Origin of the sequence: Pseudomonas sp. ICMP 3272, assembly GCF_001466905.1 — a bacterium.
Lineage (GTDB): Bacteria > Pseudomonadota > Gammaproteobacteria > Pseudomonadales > Pseudomonadaceae > Aquipseudomonas > Aquipseudomonas amygdali.
Genome location: NZ_LKEK01000054.1, coordinates 65,571 through 81,428, shown reverse-complemented (window position 1 = coordinate 81,428; position 15,858 = coordinate 65,571). Strand labels below are relative to the sequence as shown.

At 60.4% G+C, this 15,858-nt stretch carries 15 protein-coding genes and 1 pseudogene; 9 read left to right on the top strand and 7 right to left on the bottom strand.

All coding sequences use genetic code 11. The features are described from left to right. Together AO068_RS14950 and AO068_RS14945 are read right to left on the bottom strand one after the other, a co-directional pair. A pseudogene (locus tag AO068_RS14950) lies at window positions 1-275 on the bottom strand (type VI secretion system tip protein VgrG); the annotation flags it as partial. A gap of 273 nt (window positions 276-548) precedes the next feature. Beyond that, window positions 549-1,496 carry a LysR family transcriptional regulator gene (locus tag AO068_RS14945; protein ID WP_058408759.1) on the bottom strand — a complete coding sequence of 316 codons (948 nt, stop codon included), beginning with the start codon at window positions 1,494-1,496 and terminating at the stop codon, window positions 549-551. 158 nt (window positions 1,497-1,654) lie between these two features. On the opposite strand from AO068_RS14945, the gene AO068_RS14940 reads away from it, so the two are divergent. The 3 genes from AO068_RS14940 (at window position 1,655) to ggt (ending at window position 6,035) form a co-directional block, all read left to right on the top strand. Then, window positions 1,655-3,181, top strand: coding sequence for a CoA-acylating methylmalonate-semialdehyde dehydrogenase (locus tag AO068_RS14940; RefSeq protein WP_058408758.1), 1,527 nt, complete (start codon window positions 1,655-1,657; stop codon window positions 3,179-3,181). Window positions 3,182-3,214: 33 nt separating this feature from the next. Beyond that, window positions 3,215-4,102: a 3-hydroxyisobutyrate dehydrogenase gene (mmsB, locus tag AO068_RS14935; protein WP_058408757.1), complete on the top strand. Its 888-nt coding sequence runs from the start codon at window positions 3,215-3,217 to the stop codon at window positions 4,100-4,102. Window positions 4,103-4,307: 205 nt separating this feature from the next. Then, entirely contained in the window at window positions 4,308-6,035 is a 1,728-nt protein-coding gene (gene ggt, locus AO068_RS14930) for a gamma-glutamyltransferase (protein ID WP_058408756.1), read from the top strand. Between the two features lie 67 nt (window positions 6,036-6,102). On the opposite strand, the gene phnE is transcribed toward ggt, so the two are convergent. From phnE to AO068_RS14910, 4 genes are read right to left on the bottom strand one after another with little or no spacing between them, the layout of a single operon-like run. After that, a complete protein-coding gene (gene phnE, locus AO068_RS14925; protein ID WP_058408755.1) occupies window positions 6,103-6,870 on the bottom strand; it encodes a phosphonate ABC transporter, permease protein PhnE in 768 nt (255 codons plus the stop codon). Further along, on the bottom strand, window positions 6,867-7,694 hold the full coding sequence (locus tag AO068_RS14920; protein ID WP_058408754.1) for a PhnE/PtxC family ABC transporter permease: 828 nt from the start codon (window positions 7,692-7,694) through the stop codon (window positions 6,867-6,869). Before AO068_RS14920 ends, phnE begins: the two co-directional genes overlap by 4 nt. Further along, window positions 7,688-8,485, bottom strand: a complete 798-nt coding sequence (locus tag AO068_RS14915; RefSeq protein ID WP_058408753.1) for a phosphonate ABC transporter ATP-binding protein — start codon at window positions 8,483-8,485, stop codon at window positions 7,688-7,690. Before AO068_RS14915 ends, AO068_RS14920 begins: the two co-directional genes overlap by 7 nt. Continuing rightward, window positions 8,482-9,333 (bottom strand): putative selenate ABC transporter substrate-binding protein, encoded by an 852-nt coding sequence (locus tag AO068_RS14910; protein WP_058408752.1) that lies wholly within the window; start codon window positions 9,331-9,333, stop codon window positions 8,482-8,484. Before AO068_RS14910 ends, AO068_RS14915 begins: the two co-directional genes overlap by 4 nt. 235 nt (window positions 9,334-9,568) lie before the next feature. On the opposite strand from AO068_RS14910, the gene selD reads away from it, so the two are divergent. The 5 genes from selD (at window position 9,569) to AO068_RS14885 (ending at window position 14,242) form a co-directional block, all read left to right on the top strand. Next, window positions 9,569-10,603: a selenide, water dikinase SelD gene (selD, locus tag AO068_RS14905; RefSeq protein WP_058408751.1), complete on the top strand. Its 1,035-nt coding sequence runs from the start codon at window positions 9,569-9,571 to the stop codon at window positions 10,601-10,603. Continuing rightward, window positions 10,603-11,703 carry a tRNA 2-selenouridine(34) synthase MnmH gene (gene mnmH / locus AO068_RS14900; protein WP_058408750.1) on the top strand — a complete coding sequence of 367 codons (1,101 nt, stop codon included), beginning with the start codon at window positions 10,603-10,605 and terminating at the stop codon, window positions 11,701-11,703. Before selD ends, mnmH begins: the two co-directional genes overlap by 1 nt. A gap of 33 nt (window positions 11,704-11,736) precedes the next feature. After that, window positions 11,737-12,501, top strand: coding sequence for a sulfite exporter TauE/SafE family protein (locus AO068_RS14895; RefSeq protein WP_058408749.1), 765 nt, complete (start codon window positions 11,737-11,739; stop codon window positions 12,499-12,501). Between the two features lie 198 nt (window positions 12,502-12,699). After that, window positions 12,700-13,287, top strand: a complete 588-nt coding sequence (locus AO068_RS14890; protein ID WP_057401557.1) for an NAD(P)H-dependent oxidoreductase — start codon at window positions 12,700-12,702, stop codon at window positions 13,285-13,287. Window positions 13,288-13,345: 58 nt separating this feature from the next. Then, entirely contained in the window at window positions 13,346-14,242 is an 897-nt protein-coding gene (locus tag AO068_RS14885) for a LysR family transcriptional regulator (protein ID WP_058408748.1), read from the top strand. 81 nt (window positions 14,243-14,323) lie between these two features. Here AO068_RS14885 and AO068_RS14880 read toward each other — a convergent pair whose 3' ends face one another. After that, complete coding sequence (locus AO068_RS14880; protein ID WP_058408747.1) at window positions 14,324-15,292, bottom strand: polyprenyl synthetase family protein; 969 nt, start codon at window positions 15,290-15,292, stop codon at window positions 14,324-14,326. Between the two features lie 239 nt (window positions 15,293-15,531). Here AO068_RS14880 and rplU point away from each other — a divergent pair, with 239 nt between their 5' ends. Next, complete coding sequence (gene rplU / locus AO068_RS14875) at window positions 15,532-15,843, top strand: 50S ribosomal protein L21 (RefSeq protein ID WP_002551971.1); 312 nt, start codon at window positions 15,532-15,534, stop codon at window positions 15,841-15,843. The last annotated feature ends 15 nt before the right edge of the window (window positions 15,844-15,858 follow it).

Sequence of the window (15,858 nt, the reverse complement as noted above, 5' to 3'; positions counted from 1 at the left end):
TAGTGCGTGAGGCGTGTGCCGGAGTCGCCTTGGGATACCTGATCAATCAAGCCATGAATGCCGCCAGCATCTGGCGCGAACTGCAGAAATGCAGGACGATTCAGCAGATCTTCAAGGTCGAGCGACATGCGCTCGCTGACCAGCTCAAGCGTAAAGCAGAAGGGCTTGTTGATGGCCTCATGGCCGGTAAACGCGATTACCTGAAAACCATGATCAATGCCGTTGTGGCTATCGATGCTCAGGCTGAAACGAGGCTGACTGGCAGGTGCGAACATCCGAAACTCTCCGCGGTAACGGACGAATTCGCCCGCTGAATAGCGTGAGAGATAACAAGAAAGGTGCCAGATAATATTTTTATATATGAATCAGTAGGTTGGCGAAGTTTAGGATGGGTTTTAGGTGCGTGGAGCAAAAAAAGCAGCAAAATCTGCGCATCATCTTGCGCGCTTTTTCACGATGTTGCGCAGCGCCTCGAAACGTACGTGAAGCTTGCTCCTCAGCTATTCAGTGCGTCTGTTACACGGCATGACCAGGCAACTTCTTGCGCATCATCTCGAAAACCGTAACTCCGCCTTCTCCCCCAACAAAAAACTCTTATTCAACTCCGTGACTTCCCGAATGTAATCCCACAGCAACGTGATTCGCTTCAACTTGCGCAGGTCCTCCCGGCAGTACATCCAGAATTGCCGAGTAATGTTCACTTCTTCTGCCAGTACCGGCAGCAGCCTCGGGTCTTGGGCGGCCAGAAAGCACGGCAGGATCGCCAGTGCGCGGCCTTGTAGTGCGGCGGTGTATTGGGCGATGACGCTGGTGCTGCGCAGTTGTGCCTGGGCGTTGGGCAGCAGGTTGCTCAGGTACAGCAGCTCGGAGCTGAACGCCAGATCGTCGACGTAGCTGATGAAGACGTGCTCGCTCAGATCGGCTTTTTGCTCGATGGCTGGGTGGTTGTCCAGATACGTCTGGGTCGCGTACAGGCGCAGGCTGTAATCGCAGAGTTTGCAACACACATAGGGGCCGTGTTCCGGGCGCTCCAGGGCGATGACGATGTCTGCCTCGCGTTTTGAGAGGCTGATGAAGTGCGGCAGCGGCAGGATATCCAGCGAAATGCTCGGGTAGCTGTCGAGAAAGTGGCTCAGTTGCGGGGTGATGAAAAAGCTGCCGAAGCCTTCGGTGCAGCCCATGCGGATATGCCCGGATAACGCGACGCTGGACCCGGAAACCTGTTCGCAGGCCATGTGCAGTGTGCTTTCGATGGACTCGGCGTAGCCCAGCAGACGCTGGCCTTCGGCGGTCATGATGAAGCCGTTGTTGCGCGACTTTTCGAACAGCAGTGTGCCGAGCGAGGTTTCCAGCGAGTTGATGCGTCGCGACACGGTGGTGTAGTCAACGGCCAGGCGCCGGGCTGCGCTGCTGACTTTGCGGGTGCGTGCCACTTCGAGGAAAAACTTCAGGTCATCCCAGTTCAACAGCCCCAGGGAGGTGATGTTTTTTTGCATGTTGACCCTGCTTTTATCTGCATTCTTGTTAGAAGTTTGCACATCTATACTCCAAAGCACGCCCCCTGACCAATTCAAAAACAAGACTGCCGGGAGACCACGGCGATCCATCTGCACATGCGCTGGATGCGTGGTTTGCTGGAGGGAGAACCGCTGAAATGAACGCCTCGTTGAACGACACCACAACCACCGTTGCTCGCGTAAAACTGCTGATCAACGGCGAGTGGATAGACTCGCAAAGCAGTGAATGGCAAGACATCGTCAACCCGGCCACTCAGGAAGTCCTCGCCCGGGTGCCATTTGTCACGGCCAGTGAAGTAGACGCTGCTGTCGCTGCGGCCCATGCGGCCTATCGCACCTGGCGCGAAACGCCTGTCGGTGCGCGTATGCGCATCATGCTCAAATTGCAGGCGCTGATCCGCGAACACTCCAAACGCATTGCGGCGGTATTGAGTGCCGAGCAAGGCAAGACCCTGGCGGATGCCGAGGGCGATATTTTTCGCGGCCTTGAGGTGGTCGAGCACGCGTGTTCGATCGGCACGCTGCAAATGGGCGAGTTTGCCGAGAACGTCGCCAGTGGCGTTGACACCTATACCCTGCGCCAGCCGATCGGTGTGTGCGCCGGGATCACGCCGTTCAACTTCCCGGCGATGATTCCGCTGTGGATGTTTCCGATGGCGATTGCCTGTGGCAATACCTTTGTCCTCAAACCCTCTGAACAGGACCCGCTGTCGACGCTGTTGCTGGTTGAACTGGCGATTGAGGCGGGAGTGCCGGCCGGCGTGCTGAATGTGGTGCATGGCGGCAAGGAGGTGGTGGACGCGATCTGCACGCACAAGGACATCAAGGCTGTTTCCTTTGTCGGTTCGACCGCTGTCGGCACGCATGTCTACGATCTGGCCGGTCGGCACGGCAAGCGTGTGCAGGCGATGATGGGCGCGAAAAATCACGCGGTCGTGCTGCCTGATGCCAACCGTGAGCAAACGCTGAACGCGCTGGTGGGCGCGGGTTTCGGTGCCGCGGGCCAGCGTTGCATGGCGACCTCCGTGGTGGTGCTGGTCGGTGCGTCGAAACAGTGGCTGCCGGACCTCAAGGCGCGGGCGCAGACACTCAAGGTCAATGCCGGTCAGGAGCCGGGCACGGACATCGGCCCGGTGATTTCACGACGGGCCAAACAACGCATTCTGGACCTCATCGAGAGCGGTGTGCGTGAAGGCGCGACGCTGGAACTGGACGGTCGCGAGGTTTCGGTGCCGGGTTACGAGGGCGGCAATTTCATAGGGCCGACGCTGTTCTCGGGTGTCACCACCGACATGCAGATCTACACCCAGGAAATTTTCGGACCGGTGCTGGTTGTGCTGGAGGTCGATACCCTCGATGAGGCTATCGCGCTGGTCAACGCCAACCCGTTCGGCAACGGCACTGGCTTGTTCACCCAGAGCGGCGCGGCGGCGCGCAAGTTTCAAAGCGAGATCGATGTCGGGCAGGTCGGGATCAATATTCCGATTCCGGTACCGGTGCCGTTTTTCAGCTTCACCGGCTCGCGAGGTTCCAAACTGGGTGACCTGGGACCGTATGGCAAACAGGTGGTGCAGTTCTACACTCAGACCAAGACCGTTACCAGCCGCTGGTTCGATGACGACAGCGTGAACGACGGCGTGAATACCACGATCAATTTGCGTTGAGCACAGCCTCTCAGCCAGACCAGGAGAACAATAATGAACATCGCATTTATCGGTCTGGGCAACATGGGCGCGCCCATGGCCCGCAACCTGATCAAGGCCGGACACAGCTTGCAGGTATTCGACCTCAACAAGAGCGTACTGGCTGAGTTCGCCGAGCTGGGCGCACAGGTCAGTGACTCACCCCGGCAGGCCGCCGAAGGCAGTGAGCTGGTCATCACCATGCTGCCCGCAGCGGCGCATGTGCGTAGCGTGTACCTGAACGACGACGGGGTGTTGAAAGGCATTTCGCCCGGCGTTCCGGCGGTTGATTGCAGCACCATCGACCCGCAGACCATCCGCGACATCGCCGCTGTCGCTGCACAGCAAGGCGTGGTGTTGGGCGACGCGCCGGTGTCGGGCGGCACCGGTGGCGCGCAGGCCGGGACGTTGACCTTCATGGTCGGTGGTTCTGTCGAGCACTTTGCCGTGCTCAAACCGGTGCTGGAGCAGATGGGCCGCAACATCGTGCATTGTGGTGACGTGGGCACCGGCCAGATTGCCAAGATCTGCAACAACATGCTGCTGGCGATTTCCATGATCGGCGTGGCCGAGTCCATGGCGCTGGGCAATGCACTGGGTATCGATACCCAAGTGCTGGCCGGCATCATCAATACCTCGACCGGTCGTTGCTGGAGTTCTGAGGCCTACAACCCGTGGCCCGGCATCGTCGAAACCGCTCCCGCGTCGCGCGGTTACAGCGGTGGCTTTGGTGCCGAGTTGATGCTCAAGGACCTGGGCCTTGCAACCGAGGCCGCGCGCGCTGCGCATCAGCCGGTCATCCTCGGCGCAGTGGCGCAACAGCTGTACCAGGCCATGAGCCTGCGCGGTGATGGCGGCAAGGATTTCTCGGCGATCATTGAGGGGTATCGCCCGAAATCCTAGGCGTCACCCGTGTCGGGAATCAGTGGGGCGTTGCTGTGTATCCGGTTTTTACATTAGGAAAACACGGCAGAACCGGCTACTTTGGACCTCGTCAGATCAGCGCAGGGATGCTCGGTACGCTTCGACGAGAAGCGCCGCATCCTCGCCCGGAGGCTGGCGCTTCACTCATCAAACGTCCCTGACCCAGAAAAAGAAGAGATCGACCATGAAGTTCGAACCCCTCGCCAGATCGTTGATCGCGACGGCACTGATTGTCGCGTATTCCCCCACATTCGCCGCGTCACAAGCCCCGGTCGCTGCCGAAAACGGCATGGTCGTGACGGCTCAGCACCTGGCTACCCACGTGGGTGTCGATGTACTCAAGGCTGGCGGCAATGCGGTCGATGCGGCCGTAGCGGTCGGCTACGCGCTGGCGGTGGTCTATCCCGCTGCCGGCAACCTCGGCGGCGGTGGTTTCATGACCATTCAGCTGGCCGACGGGCGCAAGACTTTCCTCGACTTCCGTGAAAAGGCACCGTTGGCGGCCACCGCCGATATGTACCTGGACAAGGACGGCAAGGTCATCCCTGATCTTAGTGCCAAGGGCCATCTGGCTGTCGGCGTGCCGGGCACCGTGTCCGGCATGGAAATGGCTCTGAGCAAGTATGGCACCCGCAAACGCGAAGAAGTCATCGCCCCGGCGATCAAGCTGGCCGAGGAAGGTTTTGTGCTGGGCCAGGGCGACGTCGACATGCTGTCGAGCGCCACGGATGTGTTCAAGACAGACATGGCCGACTCCGGGTCGATCTTCCTCGACAAGGGCGAGCCGATGCAGGTCGGTCAGAAACTGGTGCAGAAAGACCTGGCCAAGACCCTTAAAGAAATCTCCGACAAGGGCAGCGATGGTTTCTACAAAGGCTGGGTCGCCAAGGCGCTGGTCGATTCAAGCCAGGCTGGCAAGGGCATCATCACCCAGGCCGACCTTGACCATTACAAGACCCGCGAGCTGGCTCCGGTCGAATGCGACTACCGTGGCTACCACGTCGTGTCAGCGCCACCTCCAAGTTCCGGTGGTGTGGTCATCTGCCAGATTCTCAACATCCTCGAAGGCTACCCGATGAAAGAGCTGGGCTTCCGCTCGGCGCAGGGTATGCATTATCAGATCGAAGCCATGCGTCATGCGTACGTAGACCGCAACAGCTATCTGGGCGACCCGGATTTCGTCAAGAATCCGGTCGAGCACCTGCTGGACGTCAAGTACGCGGCCAAGCTGCGTGAGGCTATCGAGCCGCAAAAAGCCGGTGACTCGAACAAGATCAAACCGGGCGTCGCACCGCACGAAGGCAGCAACACCACCCATTATTCGATCGTCGACAAATGGGGCAATGCGGTATCGGTGACCTACACCCTGAACAACTGGTTCGGCGCGGGCGTCATGGCCAGCAAGACCGGTGTGATTCTCAACGACGAAATGGATGACTTCACCGTCAAGGTCGGCGTACCCAACATGTACGGTCTGGTGCAGGGCGAAGCCAACGCCATCGCCCCGGGCAAGACGCCGCTGTCTTCGATGAGCCCGACCATCGTCACCAAGGACGGCAAGGCCGTGATGGTTGTCGGCACGCCAGGCGGCAGTCGCATCATTACCGCGACGTTGCTGACCATGCTCAACGTCATCGACTACGGTATGAACATTCAGGAAGCTGTGGACGCGCCGCGTTTCCATCAGCAATGGCAGCCTGAGGCGACCAACATCGATACCTTCGCGGTCAGCCCCGACACACTGAAGATTCTTGAGAGCTGGGGCCACAAGTTTGCCGGTCCGCAGCCACTCAATCATGTGGCGGCAATTCTGGTCGGCGCGCCTTCGCTGGGCGGCAAACCGGTCGGTAACAACCGCTTCTACGGTGCCAACGACCCGCGTCGCAACACCGGGTTGTCACTGGGCTACTGAGTCACGCTGCTGATCACGCCGCGGCCCTGAGCTTCAGGGGCGTGGCGTTTTGCTTTCTGAGATCTGCTCAGTTACGCACCCAGCGCTGTCTGCTCCAGCTGCTCAACGCGTCAACGGCGAACACCAGAATCAGCATCGCCAGAATCACGGTACTGGCCTGCGCTTCCTGAAACAGGCTGAGGCTGACATACAGCATCTGCCCCAGCCCGCCCGCGCCGACAAAACCCAGCACGCTGGCCATGCGAATGTTGTTTTCCCAGCGGTACAGCGTATAGGCCAGCAACTGCGGCCACAGGTTGGGCAGGGTGCCATAGCCGAATGCCTGCCAGGCGCTACCGCCTTGCAGGCGAATGGCAGCGGCGGGCTCGGGCGCGGTGTTTTCCAGCGCTTCGGCAAACAGTCTGCCGAGCACGCCAGTGGTATGCAGTGCAAGCGCCAGAGTGCCCGCGTTGGGTCCCAGGCCTGCAGCGAGCACCATCAATACGGCCCACACCAGTTCCGGAATGGCACGCAGTGCATTGAGCAGCAGACGACTCACGCTGCGCAACGGCCAGCCCAGGCGACCGGCAGCGGGCAATGCCAGCAACAAACCTGCGATAGCAGCCAGCAACGTGCCAAGTGCCGACATGGCCAGCGTTTCCAGAGCGCCCTGGCCGATTGCCTGCAAATGCTCACTGCTGAGGTCCGGGCTCATGAAGCGCAGCGCGTAACGGCCCATCTGCGTCAGGTTGTCGTGGCTGCCCAAGGTGAACAGGTCGAGGCCGAGGTACACAAACGATGCGATCACTGCCGCAATCATCGTCAGCACCAGCAGCAGATTGCCTGCGCGCTTCATGTGAACTGCCTGCGCAGCAAGCGGCTGAGCTGGTCGGCGAGCAGCACCAGCAGCAGGAAGGTCAGCAGCATGCTCGCCACTTCGTCACCGGCGAACATGCGCATCGACAGGTCGATCTGCTGACCCAGTCCGCCTGCGCCGACGAAACCCATGACCACCGAAGCGCGCACGGCGCACTCCCAGCGGTACACAGTGTAGGACGTCAATTCGGCGGCCGCGTTGGGCAGGATGCCGTAAGCCAGCGCGGTCAGCCGTCCGCTGCCGGCCTGGAGCAGCGCGTGGGCCGGGCGTTGGTCCACCGATTCGAAAATCTCCGCGTACACCTTGCCGAGCATGCCCGCATAGGTGATGGCGATGGCCAGCACGCCGGCCGTCGGGCCCAGGCCGACCGCGCGCACGAACAGCAGCGCCCAGACGATTTCCGGCACGCTGCGCAGGAAGATCAACATGCCGCGCACCGGCCAGCGCAGGCATTGGCCGAGCCAGCCGGGACGCCCGCCGCGTGAGGCGGCCGACAGGGATAGCGCCTTGCTGGCGAGCAGGCTTGCCGGTACAGCCAGCAGCAGAGCAAGGGCGATGCCAGCCGTGGCGATAGCCAGGGTTTGCAATGTCGCCTCCAGCAACAGCCCGAGGAATTCCGCAGAGTGCGCCACAGGCCAGAACCCGGCGAGAAAGCTGCCCATCGTCCTGGCGTTATCGGCTTGCAGCAATACAAACGGGTTCAGTTCGGCCAGCCGAATGCCTGGCCAGAGCAGTGCGACAGCCAGCAGTGTCAGCAATAGGCGTGGCGTTGCCGCCGGGTCGCGCTGATCCTGAGTCAGCATCGCGGTGTCCAGAGTGTTTCAGTCACATCCGGGGCAGGCTGAGGGCTAAGTTGTTCGTTGGCATACAGCGTGTCGAGATGCTCCCGGCCGACCTCATTAGCGGCGAGATCGAAGTGAATTTGCCCGTCGCGCACCCCGATGATTCGCGGAAAGTGCGCCAGCGCCAGTTCCACCGCATGCAGGCTGGCGACCAGCGTCACGTGGTGCTCGATGGCGTGCTGACACAGTAGCGCCAGGGTGTGATCGGCCAGACGCGGGTCCATCGCCGAAACCGGCTCGTCGGCCAGCAGCAGTTCAGGTGCCTGATACAAGGCACGGGCAATGCCGACGCGTTGCAGCTGCCCGCCAGACAACTGCTGGCAGCGCTCGAACAATTTGTCTGCGAGGTCCAGACGTGCCAGCACTTCGCGGGTGCCGGGAACGTCCAGTGGGTGCAGCAGATTCAGCAGGCTTTTACCCAGCCCCCATTGACCAAGCTTGCCCGCCGACACCGCAGTGATGACCCGCTGGCGCGCGGGTAACGGCGGTGCCTGATGGACCAGCGCAATGCGGCTGCGCAGTCGCTGGCGGCGTTTGCTGGAGAGCTGCCAGGGATCAGCCCCCAGCACTTCCAGTTGTCCGGCACTGGGCGGCAACGCGCTGGCCAGCAGATTGAGCAGCGTTGTCTTGCCCGCACCCGACGGCCCGATGATCGCCACCCGCTCGCCGCGATCAATGCTCAGGTCCAGGTCGCGCAACGCCAGCGTGCCGTCGCTGTGGCGCAGTTCGATGCCGGACAGACGCAGGGTCATTTCAGCAGGTCGGCAGCGCGAGCGGCTTCTTCGATGCCTTTGTAGTTCTCTGGTTTGGTCTCGATGAAGCGGCTGGCAGCCTGAAGATCAAGGATTGCCTTCTGCTCCGGGTTGGCCGGGTCAAGGTCAAGGAAGGCCTGTTTGATCTTCGCCGCCAGCGCCGGGTCGAGGCTGCCGCGCACGGTCCAGTTGTAGTCGAAATAAGCCGGTGTGGTCTGGAAGACGTGAACCTTGTTGGTGTCGACCTTGCCGCTGGCGACCAGTTTGTCCCAGACGCTGGCGTTGAGCACGCCTGCATCGACCTTGCCCGCTTGAACCCAGGCAGCGGTCGCGTCATGCGCGCCGGAGTAGGCGACGCGGCTGAAGAACGTTTCCGGCTTGATGTTTTCCTTGAGCATGAAATAACGCGGCATCAGGCTGCCGGAAGTGGACGACACCGAGCCAAAGGCAAACGTCTTGCCCTTGAGGTCCGCCAGGGTTTTCACACTCGGATCGGAGGTGATGAATTTGCTGGTGAACTTGGCGTCCTGCTCACGCTGTACCAGCGGCACGGCGTTACCGGTCTTGAGGTTGACCTGAACGAAGGTGAAGCCGCCCAGCCAAGCCATGTCGAGCCGGTCAGTGGCCAGCGCCTCGACCACTGCCGGGTAATCGGCGACCGGAACGAACTCGACTTTCATGCCCAGGCGTTGTTCCAGATAGGCACCCAGCGGCTTGAACTTGCGTAGCAGTTCGGTGGGCGCTTCATCGGGAATGGCCGAGACGCGAAGGGTGTCGGCCGCATGGCTGGTCAGCGCGGAGAAGGACAGGGCAAGGCCGGCGGCGAGCGCCAGGGTACGCTTGAGCATGGAGGTTCTCCGGTTCAATAGCGGAAGAAGGATAAGGCAAAGCCCGCGTGCATCAGCAGGCGGCGCTTCACAGAATTCGGTGGTGATGCGCGGGGATTATAAGAGGCATGGCGAGAAAGGCCAGTTCAGCAGGTTCTTGGCCCCGAGGCACAACCGGTGGGCGATGCGGTTTGCGCTGATAAGGGAACAGCCCCTAGACTCCGCAGCCTGTTTCCCGGTAACCGAGAGTGTCGCGATGAACGAGCCAATCCGCCTGACCCAGTACAGTCACGGAGCAGGGTGTGGCTGCAAGATTTCCCCCAAGGTGCTGGACGTGATCCTCGCTGGCAGCGGCGCTCAGAACCTCGACCCCAAGCTCTGGGTCGGCAATGCCTCGCGCGATGACGCGGCGGTGTATGCACTGGATGACGAGCGCGGCGTGGTCTCGACCACTGACTTCTTCATGCCAATCGTCGATGACCCGTTCGACTTCGGCCGTATCGCCGCGACCAATGCCATTAGTGATATCTATGCGATGGGCGGCGATCCGCTGATGGCCATCGCCATCCTCGGCTGGCCGGTCAATATCCTCCCGCCAGAAGTGGCGCGTGAAGTCATTCGCGGTGGTCGTGCCGTCTGCGACGCTGCCGGTATTCCTCTGGCGGGCGGGCACTCCATCGACGCGCCGGAGCCGATCTTCGGTCTGGCTGTAACTGGCGTGGTGCAGAAAAAGCACATGAAACGCAACGACACCGCCCAAGCGGGGTGCACGCTGTACCTGACCAAGCCGTTGGGCATTGGCATTCTCACCACTGCCGAGAAAAAGTCGAAGTTGCGTGATGAAGACATCGGTCTGGCGCGCGACTGGATGTGCACCTTGAACAAGCCGGGCAGTCGCTTCGGCAAGCTGGCCGGGGTGCTGGCAATGACCGATGTCACCGGCTTCGGTCTGCTCGGGCATCTGGTTGAAATGGCTGATGGTGCAGGCTTGACCGCTCGTCTGGATTACGCCGCTGTACCGCGCCTGCCCGGCGTCGAGTATTACATTGCCGAGGGCTGTGTGCCGGGCGGCACGTTGCGCAATTTTGAAAGTTACGGCGACAGGATCGGCACACTGACCGACGCCCAGCGTGACCTGCTGTGTGATCCGCAGACCAGCGGCGGTTTGCTGGTCGCGGTCAGCCCTGAAGGCGAGGCGGAGTTTCTGACGGTGGCTGCGGAATTAGGCCTGCTGCTCAACCCTATCGGCACCCTGCGTGAGCGACAGGCCCACGCCGTCGAGGTGTTCTGATGGCCGACAACAGCAGCGACTACCGCACACTTTTTCTCAATGACGTGCCGATGATGGACGCTCGCGCTCCGGTCGAGTTCTCCAAGGGGGCGTTTCCGGGCGTGATCAACCTGCCGCTGATGAACGACATCGAGCGGCAGAAGGTCGGCACCTGCTACAAGCAACATGGCCAGGACGCTGCTATCCAGCTGGGGCATCAATTGGTCTGCGGTCAGGTCAAGGACGAACGTGTCAGCGCGTGGATCGAGTTCGCCAAAGCGAATCCGGATGGCTACCTGTACTGCTTTCGCGGCGGCCTGCGCTCGCAGACGGTACAGCGCTGGCTGAAGGATGCCGGGGTCGACTACCCGCGGATTCTTGGCGGCTACAAGGCGATGCGCACGTTTCTGCTGGATACCCTGCACGAAGCGGTGAGCGAGTGCGATATCGTCGTGCTCGGCGGAATGACCGGCACGGGCAAGACCGAAGTATTGACGCAACTGCGCAACAGCCTGGACCTGGAAGGCATCGCCAACCACCGCGGCTCCAGCTTCGGCAAGCGTGCCACCGGGCAACCGGCGCAGATCGACTTCGAGAACCGGCTGGCCATCGACCTGCTCAAGAAGCGTGCAGCCGGTATCGAACAATTCGTCGTGGAAGATGAAAGCCGTCTGGTCGGCAGTTGCAACGTGCCGCTGGAGCTGCATCAAACAATGCAGGGCTGCCCGATGGTCTGGCTGGAAGACAGCTTCGAGAATCGCGTCGAGCGGATTCTCGATGATTACGTGATCAACCTCTGTGCAGAGTTCATAACCGTCAATGGCGAAGAGCAGGGCTTTGGCTTGTTTGCCGAGCGCCTGTTGCAAAGCCTGAACAACATTCACAAACGCCTCGGCGGCGAGCGTCACCAACGCCTGTCGGGCCTTATGCAGGCGGCGCTGGAAGAACAGCATCGTAGCGGTGCGGTTGATCTGCACCGAGGCTGGATCGAAGGGCTGCTCGGCGAATATTACGACCCGATGTACGCTTATCAGCGCGAACATAAAGCTGCGCGTATCGAGTTCGCCGGCAACCAAGTGGACGTGCTGGACTATTTGCGCGAGCGATCTGACAAACGTTAGGTCCCACTTTTTACCGACCTGGGCAGGGATGCCGTGCACTCGATTCTCGATTTCTATCAAACGCTCGGCTGGGGCCTTTCGGCTCTGGTGATCGGCACTTTTCTGCTGGCCGGCACGGTCAAGGGTGTCATCGGCCTCGGCCTGCCCACTGTGGCGATGGGCTTGCTGGGGCTGGCCATGCTGCCGGCGCAGGCTGCGGCGCTGCTGATCATTCCATCGACCTTCACCAACGTCTGGCAACTGGCGACGGGTGGCAATCTGCGGCCTTTGCTGAAGCGGCTATGGCCGATGCTGGGCATGATTCTCATCGGTACTCTGGCCGGGGCTTTTTGGCTTGGCATGAGCGGCAGTCATTCGATGACGCGAGCATTGGGCGGTGCGCTGTTTCTTTATGCGTTGAGCGGGCTGTTGCTGCCGACCTTCAAGGTTGCGGCCGCCAAAGAGCGCTGGCTGGGGCCGTTGTGCGGCCTGATTACCGGGGTTATCGCTTCGGCCACCGGTGTGTTCGTGATTCCCGTGGTGCCTTATCTGCAGGCTTTGGGGCTTGAGCGCAATCAACTGGTGCAGGCGCTGGGCTTGTCCTTCACTGTTTCGACGCTGGCGCTGGCCGCGGGCTTGTCGTGGAACGGTGCGCTGGGCGGCGCAGAACTGGGCGCATCCACGCTGGCGCTGATACCGGCCCTGTTGGGCATGCTGCTGGGGCAATGGCTGCGCCAGCGAATCAGTGCGGTGCTGTTCAAGCGCGTGTTCTTCATCGGCATGGGCCTTTTGGGGCTGCACCTGTTGATAAAAGGTTGAGCCTGATGAGGCAAACCTGTCTTCATCCGCTCACGCATTTCGCTCAATAGTCTTCGCGCCATTCGTGACTGTTAGGCAAGAGTATTTTGCCCTTCGCTGTCTTACTCACAGGCGCGCATCTCTTTACTCTCGGCTCATCCATTAATCACCTCCACCTCAGCCTCAAGACGGCCGGGGTCGGGTAGCGAGAGATCAGCCATGAAAAAAGTATTGTTCCTCAACGGCGGCAAGCAGTTCGCGCACTCCGATGGTCGTTATAACGCAACCCTGCATCAGGCTGGTGTGGCGTTCATGGACCGTGCCGGTTTTGATGTGAAGGAAACCTTCATTGACGGCGGTTACAACGTGGCCGAGGAAGTGCAGAAGTTTCTCTGGGCCGATGTCATCGTCTGGCAAATGCCTGGCTGGTGGATGGGGGCGCCGTGGACAGTGAAAAAATACATTGATGAAGTGTTCACCGAAGGGCACGGCAGCCTGTACGCCAATGACGGCCGCACCCGTTCGGATGCGTCGCAGACGTATGGCAGCGGTGGCTTGCTGCAGGGCAAGCAATACATGATTTCCGCAACCTGGAATGCGCCGCAGAAAGCCTTCGATGACGCTTCTGATTTCTTCGAGGCCAAGGGTGTCGACGCGGTGTACTTCCCGTTTCACAAGGCCAACGAGTTTCTGGGTATGACCGGGCTGCCGACGTTTCTGGCAGTGGACGTGATGAAAATGCCCAATATCGAAGCGGATGTGCAGCGTTACCAGGCTCATCTGGCCAAGGTGTTTGCTGCGCAGTGAGCGCAACCTTTGCACTGAACAGCGTTAATATCCCCTGAGTGTTGAGCAGGGGACAACAATGAAAGCCCGATCCGATGAGTTACAGGTGTTTGTCTCGGTTATCGAAAGCGGTTCGATTTCCGCAGCGGCAGAGAAAATGGGCCAGACGCCCTCCGGTGTCAGCCGTACCCTGTCGCGTCTGGAAGCCAAGCTTGAAACCACGCTGATCAACCGCACCACGCGGCGCATGGACTTGACCGAGGAGGGCAAGTTCTTTCTGGAGCGTGCGCGTCACATCCTTGAGCAGATGGAAAGCCTGGAAGAAAGGCTCTCTTCCTCCCGGCAGACGCCCGCCGGCCGTTTGCGTGTCAATGCCGCGTCACCGTTCATGCTGCATTGCATCGTGCCGCATGTGGCGGAGTTTCGTCAGCGCTACCCGGACATCGAACTGGAGCTCAACAGCGATGACTGGTTCATCGACCTGCTTGAGCAGAGCACCGATATCGCCATTCGAATCGGCGCGCTGCCTGACTCGACCCTGCATGCCCGCTCGCTGGGCAGTTGCCCGCTGAATATCGTTGCCAGCCCGGCCTACCTGCAACGCCACGGCACCCCGAAAACCGCAGAAGAACTGGCGCAGCACGTATTGGTGGGTTTCACACACGTAGAATTTCTTAATCAATGGCCGTTGCGCCACGCTGAAGGCGATCGCCTGTCCATCAAGCCTGCCATCTCGGCATCCAGCGGTGACACCTTGCGCCATCTGGTCCTGGAGGGCGTGGGCATCGCCTGTCTTTCCGACTTCATGACCCGTGATGACCTGCGCGAGGGGCGGCTGGTCTGTCTGTTGAAAGGCGCCAACAGTGGCTATCGCCAGCCGATTCATGCCGTGTACTACCGCAATTCGCGACTGGCGCTGAGGATTCAGTGTTTTCTGGATTTCATGCAGGAGAAGCTTGCTGGCTACATACACTGAAGGTGCTTGAGCGCGGTGGGCGTTGTGCGCAGGTAATAAAAAGCCCGTCACGCCGGACGGGCTTTTCGGCTGCGATGGCTGTCAGTGTGTGCGGGCGACCGCAAACTCGCTCAGCTCGACCAGTGCATCCCGGTACTCGCTGGGCGGCAGGGCGTCCAGACAGGCAATCGCGCGGGCGGCATAGTCACGGGCCAGTTGTGCGGTGTAGTCCAGCGCTCCGGCGCTTTCCACGGCATTGCGAATGCTTTCCAGGTCTTCCAGACCACCTTTCTGGATCGCCTGACGAACCAGTGCGGCCTGCTCCGGGCTGCCTTCACGCATGGTGTAGATCAGCGGCAGGGTAGGCTTGCCTTCGGCGAGGTCGTCGCCGACGTTCTTGCCCAGGGTTTCGGCATCGCCACGGTAGTCCAGCAGGTCATCGACCAGCTGGAAAGCCACGCCCAGGTGGTCGCCGAAGGTGCGCAGCGCTTCGCTCTGTACCTCTGATGCGTTGCACAGGGCTGCGGCACTGTGAGTCGAGGCTTCGAACAGCATGGCTGTCTTGCCGCGAATCACTTCCATGTAGGTTTCTTCAGTGGTGCTGGCGTCGCGAATCTTCGACAACTGCAGCACTTCGCCTTCGGCAATGATACGGGTCGCCTTGGACAGGATTCTCATGACTTCCATCGAGCCCAGTTCGACCATCATTTCGAACGAGCGCGAATACAGGAAGTCGCCGACCAGCACGCTGGGCGCATTGCCCCACAGCGCGTTGGCGGTGGATCGACCGCGACGCATGCCGGACATGTCGACGACGTCGTCATGCAGCAGGGTTGCGGTGTGGAGGAATTCGATGGTGGCGGCCAGCATGCGAAGGTCATCGCCTTCGCGGCCCAGCGCCTTGCCACACAGCAGTACCAGCAACGGACGCAGACGCTTGCCGCCTGCCGACGTAATGTAATCACCGATTTTCGAGACCAGCGGTACGCGCGACGTCAGTTGCTTTTTGATGATAAGGTCAACGGCACTAAAGTCGTCCGCCACCGCGCGATAGAAGGCTTGGGGTTGCATCAGCGACACGTGCTCCGGATAGGTTGCGCCGCATGCTAGGTCGCGGGGTAGAGCGTGTCAAGGTATGACGACCCGCCTCTTGCAACACACGAACGCCTTGCGTACAATCGCGCACCCTAACTTTCCTGGGCAGCACCTGCCTTACGCAATGCAAACGGGCCGTTCCAGCCCCATGCAGCCATGCCAGCCGATACTCTTCTTATAAAGAGCTGGGTGAGCAGGATTTTCGGAGAAATACCATGTACGCAGTAATTGTTACCGGTGGCAAGCAGTACAAAGTCGCCCCAGGTGAATACCTGAAAATTGAAAAACTGGAAATCGCTACTGGCGAATCCGTCACTTTCGACCGCGTTCTGCTGGTTGGCAATGGCGACGACGTCAACATCGGTGCTCCAGTTGTTGCTGGCGCTACCGTTGTGGCTGAAGTGGTTTCGCAAGGTCGTCACGATAAGGTTCGTATCATCAAGTTCCGTCGTCGTAAGCACCACATGAAGCGTATGGGCCACCGCCAGTGGTACACCGAGATCAAAATCACAGGTATTCAGGCTTAATTCAGCCTAATCCTC

What these genes read in the sequence shown, in the direction of transcription:
- AO068_RS14945 (WP_058408759.1), bottom strand. Translation starts at nt 1,496, where the DNA reads ATGCAAAAAAACATCACCTCCCTGGGGCTGTTGAACTGGGATGACCTG.
- AO068_RS14940 (WP_058408758.1), top strand. Translation starts at nt 1,655, where the DNA reads ATGAACGCCTCGTTGAACGACACCACAACCACCGTTGCTCGCGTAAAA.
- mmsB (WP_058408757.1), top strand. Translation starts at nt 3,215, where the DNA reads ATGAACATCGCATTTATCGGTCTGGGCAACATGGGCGCGCCCATGGCC.
- ggt (WP_058408756.1), top strand. Translation starts at nt 4,308, where the DNA reads ATGAAGTTCGAACCCCTCGCCAGATCGTTGATCGCGACGGCACTGATT.
- phnE (WP_058408755.1), bottom strand. Translation starts at nt 6,870, where the DNA reads ATGAAGCGCGCAGGCAATCTGCTGCTGGTGCTGACGATGATTGCGGCA.
- AO068_RS14920 (WP_058408754.1), bottom strand. Translation starts at nt 7,694, where the DNA reads ATGCTGACTCAGGATCAGCGCGACCCGGCGGCAACGCCACGCCTATTG.
- AO068_RS14915 (WP_058408753.1), bottom strand. Translation starts at nt 8,485, where the DNA reads ATGACCCTGCGTCTGTCCGGCATCGAACTGCGCCACAGCGACGGCACG.
- AO068_RS14910 (WP_058408752.1), bottom strand. Translation starts at nt 9,333, where the DNA reads ATGCTCAAGCGTACCCTGGCGCTCGCCGCCGGCCTTGCCCTGTCCTTC.
- selD (WP_058408751.1), top strand. Translation starts at nt 9,569, where the DNA reads ATGAACGAGCCAATCCGCCTGACCCAGTACAGTCACGGAGCAGGGTGT.
- mnmH (WP_058408750.1), top strand. Translation starts at nt 10,603, where the DNA reads ATGGCCGACAACAGCAGCGACTACCGCACACTTTTTCTCAATGACGTG.
- AO068_RS14890 (WP_057401557.1), top strand. Translation starts at nt 12,700, where the DNA reads ATGAAAAAAGTATTGTTCCTCAACGGCGGCAAGCAGTTCGCGCACTCC.
- AO068_RS14885 (WP_058408748.1), top strand. Translation starts at nt 13,346, where the DNA reads ATGAAAGCCCGATCCGATGAGTTACAGGTGTTTGTCTCGGTTATCGAA.
- AO068_RS14880 (WP_058408747.1), bottom strand. Translation starts at nt 15,292, where the DNA reads ATGCAACCCCAAGCCTTCTATCGCGCGGTGGCGGACGACTTTAGTGCC.
- rplU (WP_002551971.1), top strand. Translation starts at nt 15,532, where the DNA reads ATGTACGCAGTAATTGTTACCGGTGGCAAGCAGTACAAAGTCGCCCCA.